We start from the raw sequence: 23,176 nt of genomic DNA, 5'->3' as shown, positions 1-23,176 counted from the left end.
GGCGTATCCTTCAGAATATGAAGCGTGCGCCGGCAGGCGCACCGTCAATAGCTGCGGCACGGCTCTGACGTGCCGCAGCTATTTTATGCAATCTCATTCAGATACAGCATCACCTTGTTCTGGATCGTCTTTGCTGTCTCCTCTGCAGTAATATCTTCGCTTTTGAAAAACGCATCGGCTTCTTCCATTACTATACGCTTTACACCGGAATATATCAGATCTGAGAATACCGGTCCGTTTACAAATTCTCTGTATTCATCTGCTTTATCAGATATATCTTCTCCGTACTCAGCATGATCCGTCACAGTCTCTTTAATGTCGTTCTCATCAACATCCTTTCGGATGCTGAATCCGTTTAAAGTGGTGTAAGAGTTGTTTACCTCTCCTTTAAGATTTTTATCGATAAGGAAAAGCCGAACAAATTCCCATGCGCCTTCCTTATTTTCACAGCTGTTCGTGATACCAAACATCAGTTCCGGCTGAATATAATTTCTGCCTCCATCTTTTGAAGGAAAACCAAGAGCATACGTATCTTCCGAAACACTCCGTAAATACTCATCGAAATATGAAAAAACCTTGCTTCGCAGATCATAGCTTCTGTCCCAGAGTGCTTCATCGATTTCATCGCCAAATGTACAGTTGGATTTTATAAAATCAAGAAGTTCCGTAAAAGTCTCATTGTCAAAATCACATTTTTTCGCTTCCATATCAACATAGTCATCGATGTATGAAGCAAGCAACCAATTATAAACATTAAATGAAGAAAAATATTCAAATAAATTTTCATTTATGGTATCATGCGAGATCATATCACTGTAATCCCATTTTTCAGGCTGATAGACAGAAAATATTGTCATGAAGCTGTTAAGTGCAGGTATAGTGTACTGACAGTCTTTATAAACAAACTCATCGGTGATATTCTGATAAAAGTCTGACATGTCAAGTTCAGGATCCTTTTCAACAAATTCTTTCAGATCTGTGAAAAGTCCCTTCGGAATATACGCAGAAACATCCATGTTATCAAGCATTATAATATCCGGAATATCACCATTAACTATATCCTTTGAAAGCTGCTCAGAATCTTTGCCAAAATCGTTGTAGTCATATGTAGACCCGTATTTTAAGTAATCTTTTAGAACGATACGATAGTCATCATTGCTTGTATTAAAATCATCGACAAAAGGCTTTATTGTACTGCCTGAAACAGCAAGGGTTATTATCTTCCTTGAATTGAGCTCAGCCAGTCTCTCTTCATCAGCTTTTTTTAGCATGATACCGTCAGGAAGCAAAACTTCATCAGTACTGAATAAAATCATGTCATCATACGGACTGACAGTTCCTTCAGCATCCTGAAAAAGTACCAGTTCCGTGACAGAATCATCTGCTTCTTTCCAGCCGTAAATTCCGGACAAATTCTTATACAGCAGATCGTATCCGAACTTACCGTCCATATAGCTATTATCCATACCCAGCAGATTAAAACAGTTGACTTTATTCATTTCATATTTATCCTGATCTATTTTCCAGAGGGCATTATACTCGTCAACTGCATAAATATCACCTTTTTCATTTCTGCGTACTCTCGGAAGTCCTTTATAAAAACTGTATTTGTCTTCAGGAGCGTAGATCTTTGTTTTCAGATTTCCGGATGAATCATATACAAATACACATCCTCTGTCTTCCTCATCGGCATATGTTATAAAAAACTCACCCTTATCTGAAATGCAAAATGCAGACGGAACAACCTCCATTTCATACTCTGGAAGAGTAAACACCAGTTCACTCGTTCCGTCATCATTAAGTCTGAAGAACGATGGGGTAACAGATTCATAAGTATCATCGTAGGATTTTGTCTTATGCTCATCACTGATGTAATAAAGATGTCCGTCAGGTGAAACTGCCGCCAATCTGCCGCCCGCATTTTCTGTAATTATTGTCTCGCCCGTACTTTTCCGGACTTCGATCAGTTTATTCGCATCTGCATCCAGAACACTGAGGAAAAGTGTATTTCCGCTGACAAAGCCCGAATCATATACAGATGCAATTCCCGGAATTTTCTCCTCTGAAACGATCAGATCTTTCTTATCTTCCTTATAATCATATCCGCGCACTCCTGATGCATCAAGATAGACCATATCGTATTTATCCGAAGGTCCGAGAAGATCATTTACTCCATAGAGTTCATAGCGATGAAGTACTTCGCCTGTTTCTGAATCTATGGTATCGCAAATTACCGATCCGTAACCGGTACAGAGAGTAATAATACCTTCAGCGTTTATAAAGATACGGTTTTTTTCTCTTATATCATAAATATCACCGGTCAGATTTTTAAGCTTACCGTTTTCATCGATAGTGAAAACACTGCTGCAGACATCTTTTTCATCCACTGCGAAATATACTTTTCCGTCATGTGAAACACACATACCGTAGATAAATCTGTTTGTCACGTCCATATTTATCAGCTGATCATCAATATTGAAACTTTCCGAAACATTCAGTGACTGATCATAAACTGTGAGACTGTCTCCGGAAACAGAATAGATGTAAATATTACCAGCACCATCTGTTCCGGTATAATGCGGCGTGTCCCCAAGGTCGACTGTTTCTGTTTTTCCGCTCTTCAGATCAAGTGAATTCAGTGTGTAATTATCATCATTTTCAAGCCAGTAAACCACTTTTTTCTCATCACGTCTGATATAGTTTTCTGCCGGAATGTTAAGCTGCTCGTCATATTCAACTTCACCGGTCTCGGTATCGGCAAGGAAACTTACTATTTCTTTTTCAGTATTGTGTAAACCATATATATCCGCCCGCTTATAATACCAGATACTGTCTCCGTTTACCGCAACCGGAACCGAACCTTTCAGGTCATTATTATCCAGAAGATTCTTCCTGTCAAAGTAAACACTTATCGGTCCGTTTGCAGTTTTCTTTTTTTCATTTTCTGACACTGCCGGCCTGATACCGTCATCTGTTCTGTTGCTCTGCGGTTTCAGATCCTGACCACATCCGCTCATTATCACTGCTGCTGCCAGAAGTGATGCAATACCTGCGCAAATTCTTCTTTTCATACTCAGTCATCCTTTCACATTTATTTTTAGGGAAACACTGATCAAATCGGAAATCCGGCTTTGCCGGATTTCCGAAGGCGGGATTTGCGGGGATTCGCCCCGGCCTCCACGTTGATTTATGAATAAATCAGCGTTTCCTTAGCCGTTCAGAAATTCCATAACCCGTTTTTTTCTGTATTATTTATTCTGAGGGAATTTTTATAAGTGCAGTCGTAGGCAAGAACGGCGCTGTAGGAAGTGATGCCGCCGGAATATTCTGCGGTTATCTGCTCCGGCATTTTTTCACCGGAAAGTGCTTTTCCTTCTACCGTATATTCAAGTGAATAAACTGCCACCGGCTGAAGCTTTCCTTCTTTGAGCAGGACTGCACAGATGCTTTCGGTTTCCACGCTTTGCTCTGCATCTGTATCGAGTTCCTTACGTATCTCGACGCCGTCGAATTTTACAGCGAAATTCTTTCTCTGGAATCTGGAAACCAGATTTTTAAATCCTCCGTCAGCATTGTCGAAACCTTTAAAAACATCTGAAGATGTGATTATCAGGTTCTGTTCTTCAGATATCTTTTCGGTCGTTGATGCCTCCAGACTGATCTCTCCGTCACGGCCGTATTCAACAAGATACGCCTGCCTTGTGTAAACTGTTCTGCTTCCGTCATTTATCGTGCGAATGAAAAGGGCTTTTCCATCCGTTTCGGTCTCTTCATACGGAACAAGGCCGAGTTCCATGAAAATCCTGTCCCTTAAAGCATCCTTCTCATCACCCGCATCTCCTTCGGATACCTTTCTGTAGTAAGAGCTGCTTTTCAGAGTGATCACTTCAAAATCAAACGAACGGAGATCTTCACCGGTAAAGTCGCTTAGCTTATCAAGATCTTCAGACAGATCATACACATTATCAGATATTTCAGAATCAGAAATCACTTTATCACCTTTTCCAATCTCTGAAAGGAAATGATACGGCATGACAAGACAAAGTAAAACGGCACATACGACTGCGGCATTTCTGATCACTCTTATACCTTTTTTCTTCCTGCCCTCACTGATTTTTATGTTCATCTCAGCTGAAAGATCTTCATGAAAAAGTTCATTTTCAGAAAGCTTTGTTCCGTACATCTCACGAAGCATACTTTCAAGCTGTTCATCGGTTATCTTTTCAGCCATCGTTTTCCATCTCCTTTTTCAGAAGTTTTTTTGCCTTGCTGATCCTTGACTTGACCGTTCCCTCAGGTATGCCGAGCATTTTCGCCATATCCTTTTCTGTAAAGTCGCTGAAAAATCTCAGCACTATAACGATATGAAATTTCTCCGGAAGTTTCTTTACTGCTTTTACAAGTGCCCTGTACTGCTCACGGGAATCAGGATTCTGCGTATCAGGAATTCCGGCAAAAAAGTCGTCATGTTCCCCGACAGAAGAAAAATCAACTTTTTTCATTCTGTAAAGTTTCTTTAGTCCCGACTTGTAGGTATTTACGCAGATACTGAATATCCACTTGTTAAATTCCTTCGACTCATCATAATTTCTGTAATACCTGAAAGCCCTCAGACACGTATCCTGAAAAAGGTCAGCCGCATCATGATGATTCCCGCAGAGGCTCAGACAAAGTCTTGTAAGCGGTTCCCTGCATTTTTCTATATGTTCACTGATATCAGTATTGTCTTTCAAGGCTGCTCCTTTCTCTTTAAATGAAGTACTTCACTTACATATACCACCGCAGATCAGAAAAGGTTCATTTTTTCTGAAAAAATTTTCTGCACATGAAAAAACCGCAGTCACAGTATTTTCTCTGCGGCTGCGGCCTTTTTTCTTAAATGATCCGTCGGGATATTACTTCTTGTCCCCGCCCATGAGCTGGCTTGCCATTTCCTTGAGCTTGTCCGGTGACATATCCTTAAGGTCTACGTTCTTTGCCATTTCCTTAAGGTCAACATTCTTGGCCATTTCCATGATCTTGTCCATGTCCACCTTGTCCTTGAGTGCGTTCACATCGATGCCTTTTTCAGCAAGAACGCCTGACATGCTTGCCATTGCGCCTGCGAAATCGCCTGATGCTGCTGCGTCCTTTACTTTGCCGAGCATTTCAGGATCGATGCCCATGTTTGCTGCCATTTCTTCAAGATTGATTCCCATTTTTAAAACTTCCTTTCTATTTTATCCACCTGTGCCAGGCACCATTTCAGCATCTGTCCGCGGCGGAATTACTTATTTATTTACATTGTAGTCCGGACTTACATAAATGACGATAAGTCCTTCTGCTTCGTTATAAACAGTGTAACCTTCCGATTCAAGAAGAGCACGCTTGTTTTGCTTCCACTCCTCGCTGCCGTCCTCGAAAATAACAAAGTCGGTCGTATCCGGATTTGGTGCGGAGCCCTCATCAAGCACGTAAAGCTTGTCACGGTTTGCACAGTGCGGAATAAGGAACGGTGTGGCAAGAAGTGACGCATCTTCCGGAATTGCTTCACAGAAAGCATTCTTCCTGTCATTGTTGTCTTTATAGTTTTTGTATACTTCAGGATAATAAAGCTTGTTGGTATCATTTGCAGCGAACATTATCAGCGAAGCGACTGCCATAAGAGGAACTATTTCCTTAATGCTCTTCTTATCAAGATCAGCAACGTTGATCACTGCTGCATAAATAAGACATGTCGCTGTACCGAAAACATACTGGTAATCGAATTTGGATGCGTACGGATATCCGCTGGCAAGATTCATTATGATAAACGGAACAACAAGAAACAGTCTTGATCTCTTCTTTGTAATGAAAGGCATGAAGAGCAGCGGAAGAAGCATTACCGTGAAGAATACTATTTTTTCATAGAACTTCTCCTCGTCGCCGGTAAGGAAACACTGATTGATAAAGTACATCGGGTTGGTAAGAGCTGTCTTTATTACTTCGCCGAAACCGGAATCGTAGTTTCTCATAAGATTTCCGAAAGTACGGTTTGTCATTGCCCCTTCACCGTATTTGCTCATGAGAGCGAGAACATTTACGAAAACTGCCGCAGTTGCACAGAAGATTATTGCGCCGTGCTTTCTGTTCTTTCCGCTGAACAGCATGTAAAGACCGATACACATTACATACAGAGCAGCATCTTCCTTGACCATGAGAAGAAGTACCATGAACACATACATGAGCACCTTTTTCTCTTTTTCGATCGCATAGAAGAACCACATAAGAAGAGGCGGAAGGAATGCATTTTCGTGAAATTCGTAGTAACACGGTGACATAACTGATACTGAAAAGATGTACACGATACCGAAAAGGAATGTAACCGCATTCGAAAAACCGCGTCCGCGGCATATCTTATAAAGCGGGATGAAGCCGCTTACTGCAAGAAAAGCCTGTGCTGCAAGGAGGGTCTCAGGAGAAGGAAACAGATAGTAGACCGGAGCAAGCACATAATATATAGGTGAAAAATGGACTGCGAAATGAGAAAGATCATATCCGCGCTCACATGTAGTCACCTGAGTAAAATGTGTGACAATGGAATGATACATCTGCGTGAAAATTCCAAGGTCAAATACTGCAGTGTGATAGATCCTGTGCTTGCAGATAGTAGTCCATGCTACATATCCGCCCACACCTGCCGCACAGATCAGAAGAATACTTATGTAGGCAATATTCGGTATCCGACGGATAAACGTACAGTCATCAGTGTCGAGGAACCAGTGCAGAAGCACAAGGACCACAAGCACTATACCGAATGAAAATACCGCATTGAGCGGGTTGCTGTCATTTCTCCAGACTGCACATATTCCGAATAAAAGGGATCCGGAAAGCAGTATAAGCGAGTCAAACTTAAAATTCCGCAGTTTCGGAACAAAACGTTTTACAAGCGAAACCGCAGCAAACCCGACGGCAATGAAAACCGCCATTTTACCAATTCCGACGCTGCTGCTGTATTCTTTCCAGGCATCACCGTTGTGAAGTTCCCAGAACCTCATGCGCGGATCCTTATGGTAATTTTTAATGAAAACCACTGAACTGAAAATCATGAACAGTCCGATAAGCCTTGCGACTGCATTGTTTTCATTTATGAAAGAAACAAACCAGTCTGAAAGAGTTTTCATCGAACCTCTGAACGTTCTTACCTTTGCAGCTTCAGCCGTACCAGCAGAATTTTCCTCCTGCAGGTTCTCCGCGTCATCATTACTTTCAGCTGCTGCAGCTTCAGATGCCGTTATTTCTTCAGCACTTTCGTTATTCACTGTGTCTCTGACAAGTTCTTCAGACTCCGTATCTTTATTATTTAAATCATTTGTAGTTTCTGACATGAACATCCTCCGTTATATTTTGGTCAGATCAGTTCACCCGTAAATTACTGTTCAGGTGTCATAAATCTGCACATATTACTATCATATCATATTTGGATCTGTTTTTCAATACACCGGACGGACGCATGATATAAGGTTTTTAAAAATTATAAAAAAACAAATCTATTCTTTTAGTTCTGATTTGTGCGTACTGCATCATTAGAACTATCTCACACTATTTATTTTGTATAAACTGATTGTTTTTTCTCAAAAATCTATTGACAATTTTCTGTTTTCATGCTATACTATAGTCATTGAAGGAAATGAAACGTTTGACTAACGGCAAAGCTGCTGAAAGGCAGTGACGCAAAACTAGAGGGGCTAAACTGAACGCAATCTCACCACTCAGACGCTTCAAAGTTCAGCAATTGTCAGCCAGTTGCCTGCCTTCGGTTCTGGTTTCTGTTCCGGTACGTACAGCCGGATACATCAGATTCCCGATTTTCCTGATGCAAAGATTATTCTTAACGGAAAAAGAAGAATTCAAAGCATTGACCGCTTTTTATAAGGAAAAAGGGTCAGTCAGGGAAAAAGTCAAGAGCTCGGACTTTCACCGGAGGATTACGGTTTATTTCTACCCTGGACGTTAAGCCAAGGAAGTTTCGGTCCTTTAAAATATTTATAGTGAACGTAAAATGATCGGAATCATTTTTACGTTCACTATATAAGGATGACGGAAGTCATTCTTCAGATTTTCTTCTCAGACTTCAGACTTATCTGTAAAATCTGAAAACTACCTTTCATTTTTTAATCACAAAACCCTTTCTTTTAACATTCTTAAAACAAAAACTTCTTACAATTTAAAAAATCCTGAAAATTCAAAAACCTAAAATTCAAAAACTTAAAAATCATTCTTAAAACATAACATTCTAAAAATTCTTCTTTAATTCTAATTTTTCCTAATTATTCAAAGGAACTGCCGGTCATGTTATCAGAACGCTACGCTGATACATGCCGGCGGTTCCTTTTTATGATGTTTACATTGACTTTTCCGTACTTCTATGATAGAATTATAAATGATTTACCGCATGGAGGGAGGGTTAGAAAACATTGATCCGACCATTGAAACTTACTGCTGCCTGCAAGGATTATCTGTGGGGAGGTACTAAACTCCGCGATCATTTCGGCAAAGACAGCGGATACGAAAAAAACAGCAGAAAGCTGGGAGCTTTCATGTCACGCAGACGGGCCTTCCGTAATTACGGAAACCGGCCAGACGCTGAAGGACTATATCGCTGAAAACGGTCCGGAGATCCTTGGAACGAACTGCAGAAACTGCAGCGATTTTCCTGTTCTCGTCAAGCTCATTGATGCATGTGATGATCTTTCAGTACAGGTGCATCCTGATGACACATATGCCCGTACTCATGAAGGCGGCTTCGGGAAAACTGAAATGTGGTATGTCATCGACTGTGAGGAAGGCGCATCTCTCCTTTTCGGAATGAAGGAAAACATATCAAAGGATGAATTCCGGAAAAGGATATCTGAAGGCACTCTCCTTGAAAAAGTAAACCGGGTACCTGTAAAAAAAGGTGATGTATTCTTTATTACTGCCGGTACACTGCATGCTATAGGAAAAGGCATCCTCATTGCAGAAATACAGCAGAACTCAAATATCACCTACAGGATATACGACTACGGAAGAAAAGACAAAAACGGTAAGGAACGCGATCTCCATATCGACAAGGCGTGCGAAGTGACAAAGCTTTGTCCTGCCGAAAATCTTCCGGCCTTCGAAACCATTCAGCATGAAGGTTATTCTTCAAGACTGCTTGCCTCATGCAGTATTTTTACAGTACACCTGCTTAACATTAGCCGGAAAGCAGATCTTCTTACTGACGGTACTTCCTTTGAGCATCTTCTTGTGATTGAAGGAAACGGTCATCTGGAAGGACAGGGCATCAGCATGGATCTGAAAAACGGCGACAGCATTTTTATACCAGCCGGTTATGGCAGTTCTGCCGTCACGGGTAACTGCCTTATTATAAAAACTCGTATAGATTAAATAAACGGAGGAAATTCAAATGAAGTATTATGTAGGTATTGACCTCGGCGGTACAAACATATCTGCCGGTGTTGTCAACGAAAACTATGAGATCATCGCAAAGACGTCAACAAAGACAAACTGTCCTCGTCCTGCATCTGAGATCGGTGAAGATATGGCAAAGACAGCTATTGAAGCTGTAAAGAAAGCCGAACTTTCAATGGATCAGATCGAATGGGTAGGTATAGGAACTCCTGGTATCGCGGACAATGCCAACGGTGTTATCGTATATTCAAACAACCTAGGATTTGACAATGTTCCTATGGCAGATTACATTCACAAGCTCATTGACAAGCCTGTATACATAGAAAACGACGCAAATGCAGCTGCTTACGGTGAATTTGTTGCCGGTGCTGCAAAGAAGGCAAACAACGCTATATGCATCACACTCGGAACCGGTGTCGGCGGCGGTATCATCATCGACGGCAAGATCTACTCCGGTTCAAACAATGCCGGTGCTGAACTCGGCCACATTGTTATTGATCCTGCAGGTCCTCAGTGTACATGCGGACGCAAGGGATGTTTTGAAGTATTCTCATCTGCTACAGGTCTTATCAGAATGTCAAAGGAAGCTATGGAATCTGACAAGGACAGCGTAATGTGGAAGCTCTCAGCTGAGAAGAACGGCAAGGTAACAGCAAGAACTCCTTTCGATGCTATGCGTGCAGGCGACAAGTCTGCAAAGGAAGTTGTAGACAAGTACATAACATATCTCGCAGCAGGTATCACTAATATCATCAACATCTTCCAGCCTGACATACTCTGCATCGGCGGCGGCGTATGCAATGAAGGTGATCCTCTCCTTCTTCCTGTAAAGGAACTTGTTAAAAAGGAAGTTTACACAAGATCACTTGCAAAGAATACAGAGATCGTTATTGCTGAACTCGGAAACGACGCTGGTATTATCGGCGCTGCATTCCTTGGAAACGCTGTAGCAAAGTAACAGTACAATAACTTTATAAATTTAAACGCTGCGTGTTATACATATCACGCAGCGTTTTTTACAGATATGAGCTGTACAGATGACAGCGCCCCGTTCCTTTCGAAACGGGGCGCTGTTCTCTATTTATACTGGAGGTCACTTTCCTCTTCTGCCGTTCTTGATCTCGTTAGGGTTGAAACCTCTTGAGATAAGATCTTTCTTGAACTTTGCATCTATTTTTGCAAGCTGCTTTGCTTCTCTTGCTGAAATCGGACGTTTCGGAACGTTTGAAGAAGCAGACTGAGACGGTGCACTCTGATGAAGTACTTTACTTGATGACGGAACATATGCTACGAAATCAGGTACAAGTTCTTCCTTTTCAGGCATCTGATTAGCATTCTGCGGAGCTGCTACATCAGCGCCAAGCTGACGAAGAGCTTCTTCGATAGAATCAGCTGTACCTGTATGAGGTGCGAATACAGAAGGCTTCTGAGCCGGCTTAGGTGCTGGTGCTGCAGGACGTGAAGCCTGAGCAGGTGCGCCGTAACCCTGAGGCATCTGGAATCCTGTGCTCTGCTGAGGCTGAGCGTATGGATTCTGTGGCTGTGCATAAGGATTCTGAGGCTGAGCATATGTATTCTGAGGCTGTGCATATGTATTCTGAGGCTGTGCATATGTATTCTGAGGCTGTGCATATGTATTCTGAGGCTGTGCATAAGGATTCTGCGGAACGCTGTTAAAGCTGTTTGCTGCAGGCTGAACAGGAGCATTACCGCCAAATCCGGACATTGTATCTGTCGATGGTACTGGTGCTGAGTCAAATCCGTTCATAATAGATTCTGTCTGAGCAAAATTGCTCATCGGAGCAGAAGTCTGTGCGGATGGTGTTCCAGGAGCTGCAAGCTCATCCATAAATACAGATGTCTGTGATTTACTGAAATTATTTACGTTCTGTGAAACATAATTGTTTCCTGAAGGCTGATAAACCGGAACATCAGGAACAACAAACTCATCCTTAGCCGGTTCAGCAATATTAAGTGAACCGAATTCTGTAACAGCAGAATTTACTGAAGATGCACCTGCATATTCTGCTCCGATAACAGGAATACTGTCTGAGAAGAATGATGATGCATCTGCTCTTGCTGCTGCGGAAACAGGTGCCTGAGCCGGTGCTGGTTCAGCCTTGTGTTCAGGCTGTCCGGCAAGCTGAGAGCCAATGCTGAACTGTGAAAGTATATCATCTGTCGCACTTACAATGTTTTCAGCTGTAACTGGTTCTGAAGCCGGCGCTGCAGGAGCAGTGGTTTCAGGCATAGGCTGAGGTTTAACAAGAAACTGTGACAGGAAATCATCGTTTTCAGGTGAAGATGTCTGTGCTGATGTATTCTGAACAGGAGTATTTACTGAAACTGAAGCAGCTCCTGTGTATTCCTGGAATACAGGTGTAGGTTCTTCGGTTTTTGTTTCCGGTTCAGACGGTGCTGAGATCGCACCGAATTCAAGGCTGTTTGACGGTGCACTGCTGTTCTGTGCAAACGGATCAAATGTATTCTGAGGCTGTGCATAAGCATATGGATCAAACGGTGCCTGCGGTGCTGATACTACTGACTGCTGTGCAGGTGCTGAAGGAGCAGCATTTGAATATGGATCAAACATGTTCTGCGGTGCAGGAGCCTGTCCGTTCTGAGCATACGGGTCAAACATTGACGGAGGTACGCTTGCTGCTGGTGTCTGTGAATACGGATCAAACATATTCTGCGGTGCTGTAATACCCTGTGCCGGAGCATTCTGCGCATACGGGTCAAATATGTTCTGCGGCGGAACAACTGTCTGAGCCGGCGCCTGCTGAGCGTATGGATCAAACATGTTCTGCGGTGCTGTTACTGCCGGTTTCTGTCCGTATGTATCAAATGGTGCCTGCGGTGCTGTTACAACAGGAGCCTGTCCGCTCTGTGAACCGCCGTATGAAGTAAATACAGGCTGACCCGGCTGAACGTTTTCTGCCGGTATAGCATCTCTGAGTTTCTGGAGGGAGCTGGAAGTAGCTTCGTCGTTCCTGCTGTCTCTCTTTGCAGATGCTTCTGCCTCCCTGTTCATTAAATATTCTTCATATGTAGCTTCTCTTACTATGCCCTGTTTCTTGGCACGCTGATAGCGTTTCTTTTCTTCTTTTGCAATACGGAGTTCTTCCTTATTGCTTTCGCGGATCATTTTTGTTGCGAAAACTTCTTTGCATCGTTCACAGGTAAGATCAGTGATGTCTTTGAGTTCGCCTTCTCTTGTATACCATGAACCTCCTGCAAGTTTCATTCGGCATCCGGTATATTTTCCGTTGTCTGTGCCGTGCATTGCGTTGTCTTTTGTGTTTCGGATTAACGTTATCGGCATTTAATAGACCTCCCATTATAGTTGCGAAAGTATAAACATAAACTATAATTATTATAAATCAAATTCGCAATAATTTCAACTCTTTTTAAGAAAAATGCTAAAATGATGTTCTAATTTATAAGTAATGCACAAAACAGTATTTTTAAACTTTATACCATAAAAATCATAAATATTTTTCCTGCTTATGTCGTGTATTTTTTATATAATATGCACAGATTCATTTCCGGTTTTTAATAATTCAAAAATACCATCAGCTGATGCTTTTCATATCTTGTTATTTCTGTCAGCTTCTTAAAATAAAAAGGCTGCCGGAAAACCGACAGCCCTGTTTTTAGATTATAATTCCTGTTATTCCTTAACGCCGCCTTCAGCAACATTGTCAACAATGAGACGTGAAAGGCAGATGTAAACGAATATGATAGGGAGGATAGAAAGTGTGATAGCACAGTATCTAACACCCTGGTCGCTAAGTTTATCGTTTGAAAGGATAGATGAAACCATCATAGGCATTGTGTACTTCTTCATTTCTCTTGAAATGAGGATCATAGATGGTGTATAGAAGTTGTTCCAGTTAGCGATGAAACAGAATATTGCCTGAACACCAACTGCCGGCTTAAGCATTGGAAGAGCGATTCTTACGAATGTACTTAACTCACCGGAACCGTCAATTCGCGCGGCCTCAACAATTTCTGTAGGGAAATTCGCTTTCATGTACTGGCGCATATAGAATACGATCGCGGGTGCGGCAATAGCCGGTAAAATAAGAGGCCAGTATGTATCAGTGAGCTTGATCTTAAGCATGAACTGAACGAAACCAACTGAAGTAACCTGAACCGGTACCATCATAACTGCAAGAATGAAAGTATATGCAGGTGTAGCTAGTTTGAAATCGTAAATTACAAGTCCGTATGCTGTAAGTGCTGAAAAGAAAACTGTAAGAGCAGTTGCACAGATGGTGATGAAAAATGAATTTCTGTAACCGATAAGTGCGCTGTATGTGATCTTGCCGATCTTGTTAAGATGTACAGTTTCCTTTATGTTTCTGATGAAGCTTCCACCAGGGATAAAGCTGAGCGGTGTGTTTGTTATATCCTGCGGAGCACGTGTTGAGTTAGTAAAGAGTATCCAGATAGGAAGGATACATATAATTGTTAATAAGATAAGAATAGCCATGATGATAACTGATTTTATCATAACTTTTCTTGAGTAGTTGTCTTTAACATCATTCATGTTCAGAATCCTCCGAATGCTGATTTATTCTGAAGCTTAGCCAGTTTTTTCTGTTCCTTGGCAAGAGCTTTCTTCTTCTGGTCATCCTTGTCTATGTTCATTGCGAAGCAGACAGAACCAAGTGCTGTTGTTATAACAAAGAGTATAAGTGATGCAGCAGCAGAATAACCGAAGTTCTGAGGAACTATATGGAACTTATTATAGATGAATACTGCGATAGTTTCTGTTTCCTTGTTCCATGCTGTACCGTTCTTGTATAGGTAAGGAAGATCCCACATCTGGAGACCACCGATCATTGATGTGATGAGTGTGTAGATAACCATTGGACGGAGAAGCGGAAGTGTGATCTTTGTGAATACCTGTCTGCTGTTAGCGCCATCGATATCAGCTGCTTCAAATAATGACTTGCTGATACCCATAATAGCTGACATAAGCATGATCATTGTATTACCAAACCACATCCATGTCTGAGCGAACATGATTATTCCTCTTGACTGCCATTTACCACGAACAAAGTCGATAGGTGAACTGATAATATCGTGCTTTAAAAGAAAGCTGTTGATCGGGCCGTATTCTGTCTTTGAGAATAACATCAGGAATAATGCCGCAACAGATGCAGCTGTTACTATGTTCGGTAAGTACATAACGATCTTGAAGAAGGTCTTGCCCTTGATCTTGAGGTTGATGTCGGTAAACCAAACAGCTAAGAGAAGTGATAATCCTAACTGCGGAATAAAGTTACCGAACCAGAGAATAAGTGTATTGCCAAGATCTTTAAAAAGTGTATCGTGTAATGCTTTAAAAGATCTGTTGTCTCCGCCGAATAAAAGTACCTGGAAATTCTGCAGGCCGACATAGTCAGCAGCATTATTACCGTTACCGTAAAACGAAAGTCTGAATGTATTGATCAGCGGAACGAGCTGAAAAATAAAATAGATTATAAAGAATGGTAAAATAAAGTAATATCCGTATCTAGCGTAGCTAATTGATCGGATTTTGGTTTGTGCGCTTGATTTCATTCTCAAAGCCCTCCTGGAGAATAATAATCTAAAAATCAATATATTAACACAACACACACTCCTGCAGGACAGACTTATCCTGCAGGAAGTGTGGATGGTTAATATTAAATTTTAAATCTGTTCAATTATTCAATTGTTACTGAACCGTCTGTAATCTGTTCAGCTACGCCGTTCTTGAATGCTTCCATAGCTTCTTCAACAGTTGCGTATGCACCGTCGCAGTAGTCATTTACAGCATTGCTGAATTCTGTCTTGATGATTGCATCGTATGGAGTGATTTTGCCCTTCATGTCGATACCATCAGCAACCTTGTTGAGTACTTCAAACTGGTTCTGGCCGCCGAGTACAGGAGCACCCTTGTATTCGCCCTTAGCGATGATAGCTTCCATAACCTTCTTGTTTGACATGTATTCGCCCTGCTTTTCAGCATAAGCTGTAGCGCCTTCTTCGTTGATTGTGAAGAAGTCGATAAACTGCTTAGCAAGATCCTTGTTGTTGATTCTAGCTGCTGGTGCAAGCCATGTACCGCCCCAGTAGAAGTTTGAAGGACCTGTTACGCACTTCCACTTACCAAATGTAGCGCCGCCTTCGCCGCCTGCTGCAGCTGTAAGGATTGTATCACCGAAGCCCCATGTTGATACGAAGAAGCCCATTACGTCATCTGTCTGTCCGAGTGGAGTCCATTCAGGTGACCACTGTGCAACCTTTGTTACATAGCCTTCTGTGTAGAGAGTGTGAGCAAATTCAGCATAGTTTGTGCAGTAGTCATCTACTACAAGCTTGCCGTCCTTAACCCATGCAGATCCTCTTGAACCTGAGTAAACCTGCCATACACCACCGAGTGTAGCTGAGATTGCAGGACCGTTATTGTCCTTGAGTTCCTTAGCTGTTGCAAGGAATGTATCCCAGTCCTTAACCTTAGCCTGCATTTCATCAGGGCTCTTAACATTGAGGAACTTTTCAGCGAGGTCTTCTCTGTAGCAGTAACCGCCTGCTGCAGCCTGCCATGAAATACCCTTGAGAGCGCCTGTTGTTGTTGACTTACCTGTTTCTACAACGTAGTCATAGATGTCAGAGAAGTCTGAATCTGAGTAGCCGAGTTCTGAAAGCGGAATTGTCTTAGCATCATCGTTGATGAAGTTAAGGCACCAGTCAGCTTCGAGGAACATGATATCAGCGTCGTTGTTAGGATCTTCAAGGTACTGGTTGTACTGTTCAGTAGCCTGTCCGCCCTGTACGTCGAAGTTCTTGATGTTGATAAGTGAAGGATCTGTACCTGTCTTTTCGCAGAAGAGATCAACCATTGGCTGGCTGTCGTTTGCGTTCCAGCACAGGATTGTAAGCTGGTCGCTGTTAGCTGCTGTTTCGTTGCTGTCTGCTGATGATTCATCAGTTGCTGAGTTATCAGCTGCTGAGTTGCCTGCGTCGTTGCCGCCAGCTGGCTTTGAATCGCCTGCTGCAGGGCCGCATCCGTAGAATGCTGTTGCTGAAAGAGCAAGAGCTGCGAGTAATGCTAATGTCTTCTTAAAATTCTTCATTTCTAAATTTTCCTCCTTAATGATTATATTATATTTATTGTTATAAATATAATAAGCATTAAAATTTATTTGGTCAGTCTTGCGACTGTTTGACCCTTTATCAGGTGTGTTTCAATCAGAGTATGTTTTTTCAGTTCAGATATTTCCTCGCCTTTTATCCGGCTTACGAGAAGGTCTGCTGCTCTTTTTCCAAGCTCAGCTGTGTTCTGCGATACCGTTGTAAGTTTCGGTTCGATTATCTGTCCTGTCATAACTCCGTCAAACCCGGCAAATGAGATATCATCAGGTACCCGGAGGCCGAGTTTCTTGGCTGCCTTTATTCCGCCGAAAGCAGAAATATCGTCAGGCATTATAATACATGTAGGCGGCTCATACAGATCAAGCATTTCTTTGACCAGTTCACCGGCGTGTTCCGCTTCACTGTACTTTCCCTGTTTAATGTAGTCAAGTACTATCGGAACACCGAGCTGCTTCATCGTCTCGGTAAAGGTGTCCAGCCTTACAGTTGTTATCAGTGATGTGTCACCGTAAATGTAGCCTATTCGTCTGTGACCCATTTCGTAAATATATTCAAGAAGGTCTCTCATTCCCTGTCGGTTATCAGAGCAGACTGAATATTCTCTTCTTGAAAAGAAATCGATCACTACTGACGGAAGATCACTCCGCAGAACTTCACCGATCTGTTTGTCATAGAAATCAGCACATGCAACAAGTACGCCTTCAACATTTCTGTGACGACAGTGCTCATAATATGTAAGCTGTTTTTCTTCCTGACGCGCACCTATGAATATTATATCGTAGCCGCTGTCTTCAACAGCTTCCTTGAAGCCCTGTATGACAGCTGAAAAATACGGATGTCTGAGCCCGTTTCCGAGCCTGTTGCTGTAGATAACGCCTACGGTGTTGGTCTTGTTGGTTTTAAGTGCTTTGGCATTTGAGTTCGGAAAATAACCGAGTTCATCAGCAACTGCCTTTACTTTTTTCTTTGTAAGCGCGCTGATGTCGCTGCAGTCATTAAGTGCCTTGCTCACCGTTGCACTTGAAACGCCGCACCTTCTGGCAATATCTTTGATTGAAACCATTGTAAAAACTCCGTTAATGTGTTTAACGTTTGTCTTTAATAATAATATACTTCAGTGCCCTTTAAAAGTCAATGAATACTACAGAATTGTTATCTTTATCAGACAACATGCACAATAAATTCAGGAATTATTAGTGCAGTCTGTATTGTTTATCATTTTAAAAGATACAAACCTTACAAAACGGTTAAAATTTATTTTACTGTGGAACATGCCGCAGACCCCGTATTTTATATCGTGACCGTATTGTAAACAGCATTGTTTTACTGTATAATAATAATACCACTCAATAAATATTTAATACCGGAGGTACCTTATGGCATATTACCCGTTCTCAGAACGTAAAGGAACGCTTTGCTTTACCTGTTGTCACGTTCTTGAAGACAATAAACCGATAACCTTTGTTACTCATCATTTTGATGACAATAACTGGCAGTTTCTCTGCAATTCCGAACATACTGACGCAGATGCAGTCATAATAAGCATCGGCGAGCTGCTGGAAATTGATCCGAGCATCGAAAAGCTCTGTGATCTCCCCGTCGGAGGATTTGCAACCAGAAAGAACCGGAACGCAAAATGGATGACCGGTCAGCTTCCTGACGAGAAATCTTACCCTGCAAGGTAGGCAGGCAACAGTAATATTATATCCTATTTATATAAAATAGTCAAGAGTTTTTTGTGATTTTATATGCAAATAGAAAATAATAAACACCCGACGGTTTTTTATCCATCGGGTGTTTGATTTTTACTGGTTTTTGGAGCGTAATGCAGCTGCGTTTTTCTGCTCTCTGCGCTTCTTGGCGCGAAGATTTATTATGTATCCGACAAAGACAAGATAAAGCAGTGAAAGTCCGGTTGCAATACGGAGAGCGCTTTTAAGTGATGAAGATTTAAGATATGTTGTAAAAACTTCTGAAAGATACTTTGTGTAGGAGAACTCTGCATCGCTGTATGCTACAAGGTCAACTGTTCCAATCTCGTTATCCAGATAGCGAAGCTTGAGTGTTCCGAGTTTTTCACCGGCCTTGACCGGTGCACTGACTTCATCATAAACATAGTCTATCTCAGTTATTATGTTTGATGTATCGACAGTGGAAAGCCACATGCATTTTACATCGTGAGCAGGTTTAAGATTTATGTAGTCCTTGCCCTTGGCAAAGCGGATCTTAGGAGATCCGATCTCCTGTGTTTCTTCGAGTACAACTTTATGCTCAAGGTTTGTAAAAGCCCAGTCAAAAAGCTGAACAGCGTCGTTGAGATGTGTGAAAATATCGTTTCCGTATTCATCCTGAACGAACGGTGCATTAAAAAGAACAGCAAGATAGCTTTCACCGTCACGTGTTGCCTTTGTTACAAGACATCTTCCTGACTGATTTGAGTTACCGGTTTTAATACCTTTGGTTCCCTGATAATAGTAGTCGCTGGATGAGTTCATCATCAGGTTGACATTATTGAATTCATGTCCTTCAGCAGACTTGTTTGTAGCACCTGTCTTTACGGTAACAGCCTGAGCAAATTCTGTAAATCCCGGAAGACTCATGGCGTATTCTGTTATCTTCATCATGTCCCTTGCGGTCGTGTACTGCTTCTCGTCGTAAAGTCCGTGAGGATTTGTAAAATTCGTTCCTGTACATCCAAGTTCTGCAGCCTTCTCATTCATCATGTTGACAAAGTTCTGAAGACTTCCCTGGCCTATTACGTATGCAAGTGCGTAGGCAGCTTCGCATGATGATTCAAGAAGCATAGCACTTATAAGATCCTGCACCTTCAGCTGTTCTCCTTCCTCAAGATAGCAGCTTGTTACTTCATTATAAGGGAAAGACTCTGAAGGATATTTATTTCTGTATTTTTCAAATTCATTGTATACATTAGGCGGAATCTCGATAACAGCTTCCATGCTCTGCGCCTTGTCTATGGCGATTGCTGCTGTCATGATCTGTACAGTCTGTGCAGGGCTGCACTGTTTGTCCGCATTCTTTTCAAAAACTACCGTTTTGGTGTCAACGTGATAAAGGATAGCCGCATCACTCTTAAGTCCGAATGTAGGTCTGAACGAAATCGCATTTACCTCCTGCGGCGAAATATAAACTGAAAAACTGAACAGCACCATCAATACGGTGAGAATACTGATAAATCTTTTCATTCTGCATCTCCTCAAAAGCTTGATTTTTTTCATACGAATATATTATATCAAATTTCAGGCCGCAATAAAAGGGGTTTTCCGTAAAAATTTTCACAAAAATCAAATAAATCATTTACGTATGCCTGATTTTATGATAGAATAGTAGATACAGGGTTTCAGTTTCAGAACCTGTTCCCTGACAGATGCGTTTGTCAGCGCTTGTTCTGCAGTGCTTTGTGCGGGAAGCAGGCGCCGTTAATTTCGACTGACGCAGCGGTAACACAAAATCATATCTGCACTTATATCTGCTTTCAGGAAAACTCTCACCGGACATTCGTCAGGGTTTGTTTCCGGGGATGTGATTTACGCAGATCAGTTAAAGGTGATCCAATGATTTATATAACAGGCGATACTCACGGTGATATTTCCCGCTTCAGGGATTCTATTACCAGAAAACTTAAAAGGGACGATCTTCTTATTGTATGCGGCGATTTCGGATTCATATGGGACGGAAGCCGTGCTGAAATAAACGTTCTGAAAAAGTTAAGCGAACTTCGCTACACGATTGCATTCATCGACGGATGCCACGAAAATTTTGACCTTTTATCCCAGTACCCGGAGATCAGCTGGAACGGCGGGATCGCGGGCAGAATTTCAGATAATATCATACATCTGAAACGCGGTCAGATCTATACTATTGAAGGAAAGAAATTTTTCACCTTCGGCGGCGGACAGAGTCCCGACATAGACATAAGACGCGAGACCAACACCTGGTTTGAACAGGAGCAGCCAACAAAGGAAGAAGTCGAGGAAGGTCTGAGAAACATTACTCTGAACGAAGGTATCATAGACTATATCATAACCCATGAACCTCCTCAGTCACTGAAAAAATGCCTTGACCTTGACATATACGACCATCTGGAAACAGACGGCTTTTTTGAGCAGATTCTCACTGACTGCGTTTACAGCAAGTGGTTTTTCGGAAAATGTCATATAAACAAGATCATTCCGCCAAAGTTCTATGCTCTGTTTGACAACGTAATAAGACTTGAAACGGACTGATAACAAAAAGCTGTGCATCTCACTTTATGTGATGCACAGCTTTCTTTGTTTTAATTCATATTCTGTATATTGGTATCCTGCTTTTCCTTGAAAAAGTCAATGTAATTCATAATATACCAGGTATCATCGATCTTCAGTACAGGAAATTCCTTCTCTGTTATAGTCTTTGAGCCAAGATTTCCTTTAACAGTAAAGGCAACTGTAAGTTCATATCCTTCTGAGAAAGATACATCACTCAGGTTTTTCTGATCAAAGGAACGGAATTCATTTGTGTATTTTTCAAGTTCTTCATCCGTCAGGTGCTTCTCATCATAGATTTTATAGGTGATATCAAAATCAGTGCCGTATTTCTGTGCTATTGCTCTGTAATACTGATCGAAATAAAGAAGATCAGCCGTATGCACCTTCTCAGGTGTGGAAGGCATTTCATTCATCACAATGTATGCATACTGTTCACTCATGATCTGCTGAAGATATTCCGGAAATGCAGAAATGTATTCATCATATTCATTCGAAACGCAGCCGTATATATATTTCTTTACCGGCTTCATATAAATGTCGGACGGCTTTCTAACGAAATGAGTAACGAGCAGTACAAGCCCTGTTATAAAAGCAGCAGCAAGAACGGATCCTGTTATTATTCTGAAGATCTTTTTCTGCTTTTCCTTCTTTTCTGCTTCTTTCCTTTTCCGGATGGAATCAGCTCCGGGGATTTTTTTCAGGCATTCAGGACATTCCAGCGCCTCATTATCCATTTCAGCACCGCAGTACTGACATAATTTACTCATAAAACAGTTCCTTTCCTGTTGTTTGTACTATGAAAAACGCTCAACAAGGGCGTCAAGTATCTTTCTGGCTTCATCAAAGTTTTTCTGCATTTCGTCACGGTAATGAGAGCCCTTCTGAACCTTTCGCAGACCAATGTAAACATCTTCCGGAATTTCTCCCTGGTAACCTGTTTCTTCTGCGAATTTTGTACCTGAAAGGTAGAATCCGTGTCCCTTTACATGCTCGTTTCCCGGATAGAATTCCTCAAGGTCAGCAAGAGTCAGGTCAGGCGAGAAGAAAATATCCGACGTGCTGTCAGAGATGACCATTATAGTATCTCCTGTCTGCATAAGGGCAAACAGTTTCGAAGTGCTTGCCTGCTGTGTGTACGGATCCTGCTGCTTAGGTTCAGCTTCATGTTCGGCTGCTTCTGTCACGGCTGCCGGAGATGCAGCATCAGAAAATGCTGTACTTTCTGCTTTTACCGCATTCTTTGAAGGTTCTTCCTTTTCGTCGTCTTCTCTCATGTCGCAAAGCGGCATGTAGTATGCAGATGAAAGGATCTCGCCGTTGCCGTTCATATCATCGGCGTATTCAGATATGATCTCCTCAAGTTTTCCTGTACATTTGTCCATTTCATCGTCACATGTAAGGATCATTAATGTAAAGTCCGGTTCAGGCTTGCTTACAAAATCATAGATAAGGAATCCGGCGATGGCTGCAAAAAAACAACCGATGGCAATGAGTGCCTTGTTGCAGTAAAAAAAAGCACCGGTTTTCTGCCAGAACGTATAGTTTTTTTTCTCTTCAGGAGCTGTTAATGCACTTTCATCGATAAGTCCCTGCTTTACCTTGAGAAGTTCTATTTTTTCCTGATGCAGCTGTTTCTGATACTCTTCGTCTTCTTTTCCCTTTGCTGCAGCACTGGCAAGAACCTTTTCAGAAGCAGCGTGAAGTCTCCTGCTTCTTGATGCTTCAGCTTTTTCATAAACAGATTCGATCAAGCCTTTATGCTGTGTGTTTTTTTTATCCATGCGTCATCCTCCTGATTATACGTTTGACTGCATTTCCGCTGAACGTACCGCTAATAATTATATCATATATTTCATACACAATCAATGAATATCAGGTGAAAATCAAAAAATAAATGTGCTTATGTTTCTTATGACAGTATAAAGTGCTGTCACAAAAAATACAAGAATAAAATAAACAAATTCCCATGCACTTACGTCCTTGTTGTTCATGCACTCTTCCCTGAAAGCACGGTAGGCAAGGTATGCTATAAGTGAAGGTATTACAGTCACACTCATCAGATTATAGTGAGCTGCTGAACGCAGGTCTCCTTTTAAAATACTGACGGCTGACCTTGTAAGTCCGCATCCGGGACATTTCATTCCAAGAAAATGATAGAAAATGCACGGTATTCCATGACCTGTTCTCAGAACTATAAAAAGATAGAACATACTTGCAGACAGTACAGCGGCTGTCCCCAGTGATAAAATCCGTATATGGGCTGATCCGTTTCTGTTTTTCATAATCCCACCTTCAAAACACGCTGTCTTAGTAACAGTTACGGTCCGTGAAAAAATTATTTTCGCGGACCGTATAAGTTATGATCA

General features: G+C 41.8%; 18 protein-coding genes, 1 pseudogene and 1 riboswitch. Of the genes and pseudogenes, 5 read left to right on the top strand and 14 right to left on the bottom strand.

Features of this window, described 5'->3' with window-relative positions:
* Nucleotides 1-83: 83 nt before the first annotated feature.
* From CC97_RS17185 to CC97_RS19215, 5 genes are all read right to left on the bottom strand, one after another.
* Entirely contained in the window at nucleotides 84-3,071 is a 2,988-nt protein-coding gene (locus CC97_RS17185; protein ID WP_044976560.1) for an extracellular solute-binding protein, read from the bottom strand.
* Nucleotides 3,072-3,217: 146 nt separating this feature from the next.
* Nucleotides 3,218-4,231 carry a hypothetical protein gene (locus CC97_RS19220; protein WP_049963007.1) on the bottom strand — a complete coding sequence of 338 codons (1,014 nt, stop codon included), beginning with the start codon at nucleotides 4,229-4,231 and terminating at the stop codon, nucleotides 3,218-3,220.
* On the bottom strand, nucleotides 4,224-4,733 hold the full coding sequence (locus tag CC97_RS17175; protein WP_044976558.1) for an RNA polymerase sigma factor: 510 nt from the start codon (nucleotides 4,731-4,733) through the stop codon (nucleotides 4,224-4,226). Before CC97_RS17175 ends, CC97_RS19220 begins: the two co-directional genes overlap by 8 nt.
* A 162-nt stretch (nucleotides 4,734-4,895) precedes the next feature.
* Nucleotides 4,896-5,198, bottom strand: coding sequence for a hypothetical protein (locus tag CC97_RS17170; RefSeq protein WP_044976556.1), 303 nt, complete (start codon nucleotides 5,196-5,198; stop codon nucleotides 4,896-4,898).
* A 72-nt stretch (nucleotides 5,199-5,270) separates the two neighbouring features.
* Nucleotides 5,271-7,346 carry a DUF2079 domain-containing protein gene (locus tag CC97_RS19215; RefSeq protein WP_049963006.1) on the bottom strand — a complete coding sequence of 692 codons (2,076 nt, stop codon included), beginning with the start codon at nucleotides 7,344-7,346 and terminating at the stop codon, nucleotides 5,271-5,273.
* Nucleotides 7,347-7,656: 310 nt separating this feature from the next.
* Nucleotides 7,657-7,772, top strand: a riboswitch (cyclic di-GMP riboswitch).
* Nucleotides 7,773-8,457: 685 nt separating this feature from the next.
* On the opposite strand from CC97_RS19215, the pseudogene CC97_RS21625 reads away from it, so the two are divergent.
* The 3 genes and pseudogenes from CC97_RS21625 to CC97_RS17155 form a co-directional block, all read left to right on the top strand.
* Nucleotides 8,458-8,688: pseudogene (locus tag CC97_RS21625) on the top strand (hypothetical protein); the annotation flags it as partial.
* Between the two features lie 90 nt (nucleotides 8,689-8,778).
* Nucleotides 8,779-9,390 carry a class I mannose-6-phosphate isomerase gene (locus tag CC97_RS21620; RefSeq protein WP_347493823.1) on the top strand — a complete coding sequence of 204 codons (612 nt, stop codon included), beginning with the start codon at nucleotides 8,779-8,781 and terminating at the stop codon, nucleotides 9,388-9,390.
* Between the two features lie 19 nt (nucleotides 9,391-9,409).
* Nucleotides 9,410-10,372, top strand: coding sequence for an ROK family glucokinase (locus tag CC97_RS17155; RefSeq protein ID WP_044976554.1), 963 nt, complete (start codon nucleotides 9,410-9,412; stop codon nucleotides 10,370-10,372).
* 135 nt (nucleotides 10,373-10,507) lie between these two features.
* Here the strand turns inward: CC97_RS17155 and CC97_RS17150 are convergent, their stop codons facing one another.
* The 5 genes from CC97_RS17150 to CC97_RS17130 form a co-directional block, all read right to left on the bottom strand.
* Complete coding sequence (locus CC97_RS17150) at nucleotides 10,508-12,739, bottom strand: hypothetical protein (RefSeq protein WP_044976553.1); 2,232 nt, start codon at nucleotides 12,737-12,739, stop codon at nucleotides 10,508-10,510.
* Nucleotides 12,740-13,087: 348 nt separating this feature from the next.
* Nucleotides 13,088-13,969, bottom strand: coding sequence for a carbohydrate ABC transporter permease (locus CC97_RS17145; RefSeq protein WP_044976551.1), 882 nt, complete (start codon nucleotides 13,967-13,969; stop codon nucleotides 13,088-13,090).
* A 2-nt stretch (nucleotides 13,970-13,971) separates the two neighbouring features.
* The gene (locus CC97_RS17140; protein ID WP_044976549.1) at nucleotides 13,972-14,988 is read right to left on the bottom strand and encodes a sugar ABC transporter permease; all 1,017 of its coding nucleotides are present in this window, start codon (nucleotides 14,986-14,988) and stop codon (nucleotides 13,972-13,974) included.
* Nucleotides 14,989-15,113: 125 nt separating this feature from the next.
* Nucleotides 15,114-16,526, bottom strand: a complete 1,413-nt coding sequence (locus CC97_RS17135) for an ABC transporter substrate-binding protein (protein ID WP_044976547.1) — start codon at nucleotides 16,524-16,526, stop codon at nucleotides 15,114-15,116.
* Nucleotides 16,527-16,591: 65 nt separating this feature from the next.
* Nucleotides 16,592-17,608 (bottom strand): LacI family DNA-binding transcriptional regulator, encoded by a 1,017-nt coding sequence (locus CC97_RS17130; RefSeq protein ID WP_044976545.1) that lies wholly within the window; start codon nucleotides 17,606-17,608, stop codon nucleotides 16,592-16,594.
* A gap of 313 nt (nucleotides 17,609-17,921) precedes the next feature.
* Here CC97_RS17130 and CC97_RS17125 point away from each other — a divergent pair, with 313 nt between their 5' ends.
* Entirely contained in the window at nucleotides 17,922-18,230 is a 309-nt protein-coding gene (locus CC97_RS17125) for a hypothetical protein (protein WP_044976543.1), read from the top strand.
* A 120-nt stretch (nucleotides 18,231-18,350) separates the two neighbouring features.
* On the opposite strand, the gene CC97_RS17120 is transcribed toward CC97_RS17125, so the two are convergent.
* Nucleotides 18,351-19,748, bottom strand: a complete 1,398-nt coding sequence (locus tag CC97_RS17120) for a D-alanyl-D-alanine carboxypeptidase family protein (RefSeq protein ID WP_044976540.1) — start codon at nucleotides 19,746-19,748, stop codon at nucleotides 18,351-18,353.
* A 369-nt stretch (nucleotides 19,749-20,117) separates the two neighbouring features.
* Here CC97_RS17120 and CC97_RS17110 point away from each other — a divergent pair, with 369 nt between their 5' ends.
* The gene (locus CC97_RS17110) at nucleotides 20,118-20,789 is read left to right on the top strand and encodes a metallophosphoesterase (protein ID WP_044976536.1); all 672 of its coding nucleotides are present in this window, start codon (nucleotides 20,118-20,120) and stop codon (nucleotides 20,787-20,789) included.
* A gap of 50 nt (nucleotides 20,790-20,839) precedes the next feature.
* On the opposite strand, the gene CC97_RS17105 is transcribed toward CC97_RS17110, so the two are convergent.
* From CC97_RS17105 to CC97_RS19210, 3 genes are all read right to left on the bottom strand, one after another.
* Nucleotides 20,840-21,577: a hypothetical protein gene (locus CC97_RS17105; protein ID WP_044976534.1), complete on the bottom strand. Its 738-nt coding sequence runs from the start codon at nucleotides 21,575-21,577 to the stop codon at nucleotides 20,840-20,842.
* Nucleotides 21,578-21,604: 27 nt separating this feature from the next.
* Nucleotides 21,605-22,591: a hypothetical protein gene (locus CC97_RS17100; protein ID WP_044976532.1), complete on the bottom strand. Its 987-nt coding sequence runs from the start codon at nucleotides 22,589-22,591 to the stop codon at nucleotides 21,605-21,607.
* Between the two features lie 102 nt (nucleotides 22,592-22,693).
* Entirely contained in the window at nucleotides 22,694-23,092 is a 399-nt protein-coding gene (locus CC97_RS19210) for a DUF2752 domain-containing protein (RefSeq protein ID WP_049963005.1), read from the bottom strand.
* Between the last annotated feature and the right edge of the window lie 84 nt (nucleotides 23,093-23,176).

The organism is Ruminococcus sp. HUN007 (genome assembly GCF_000712055.1).
Lineage (GTDB): Bacteria > Bacillota > Clostridia > Oscillospirales > Ruminococcaceae > HUN007.
This window is presented reverse-complemented; position numbering and strand designations above follow the sequence as displayed.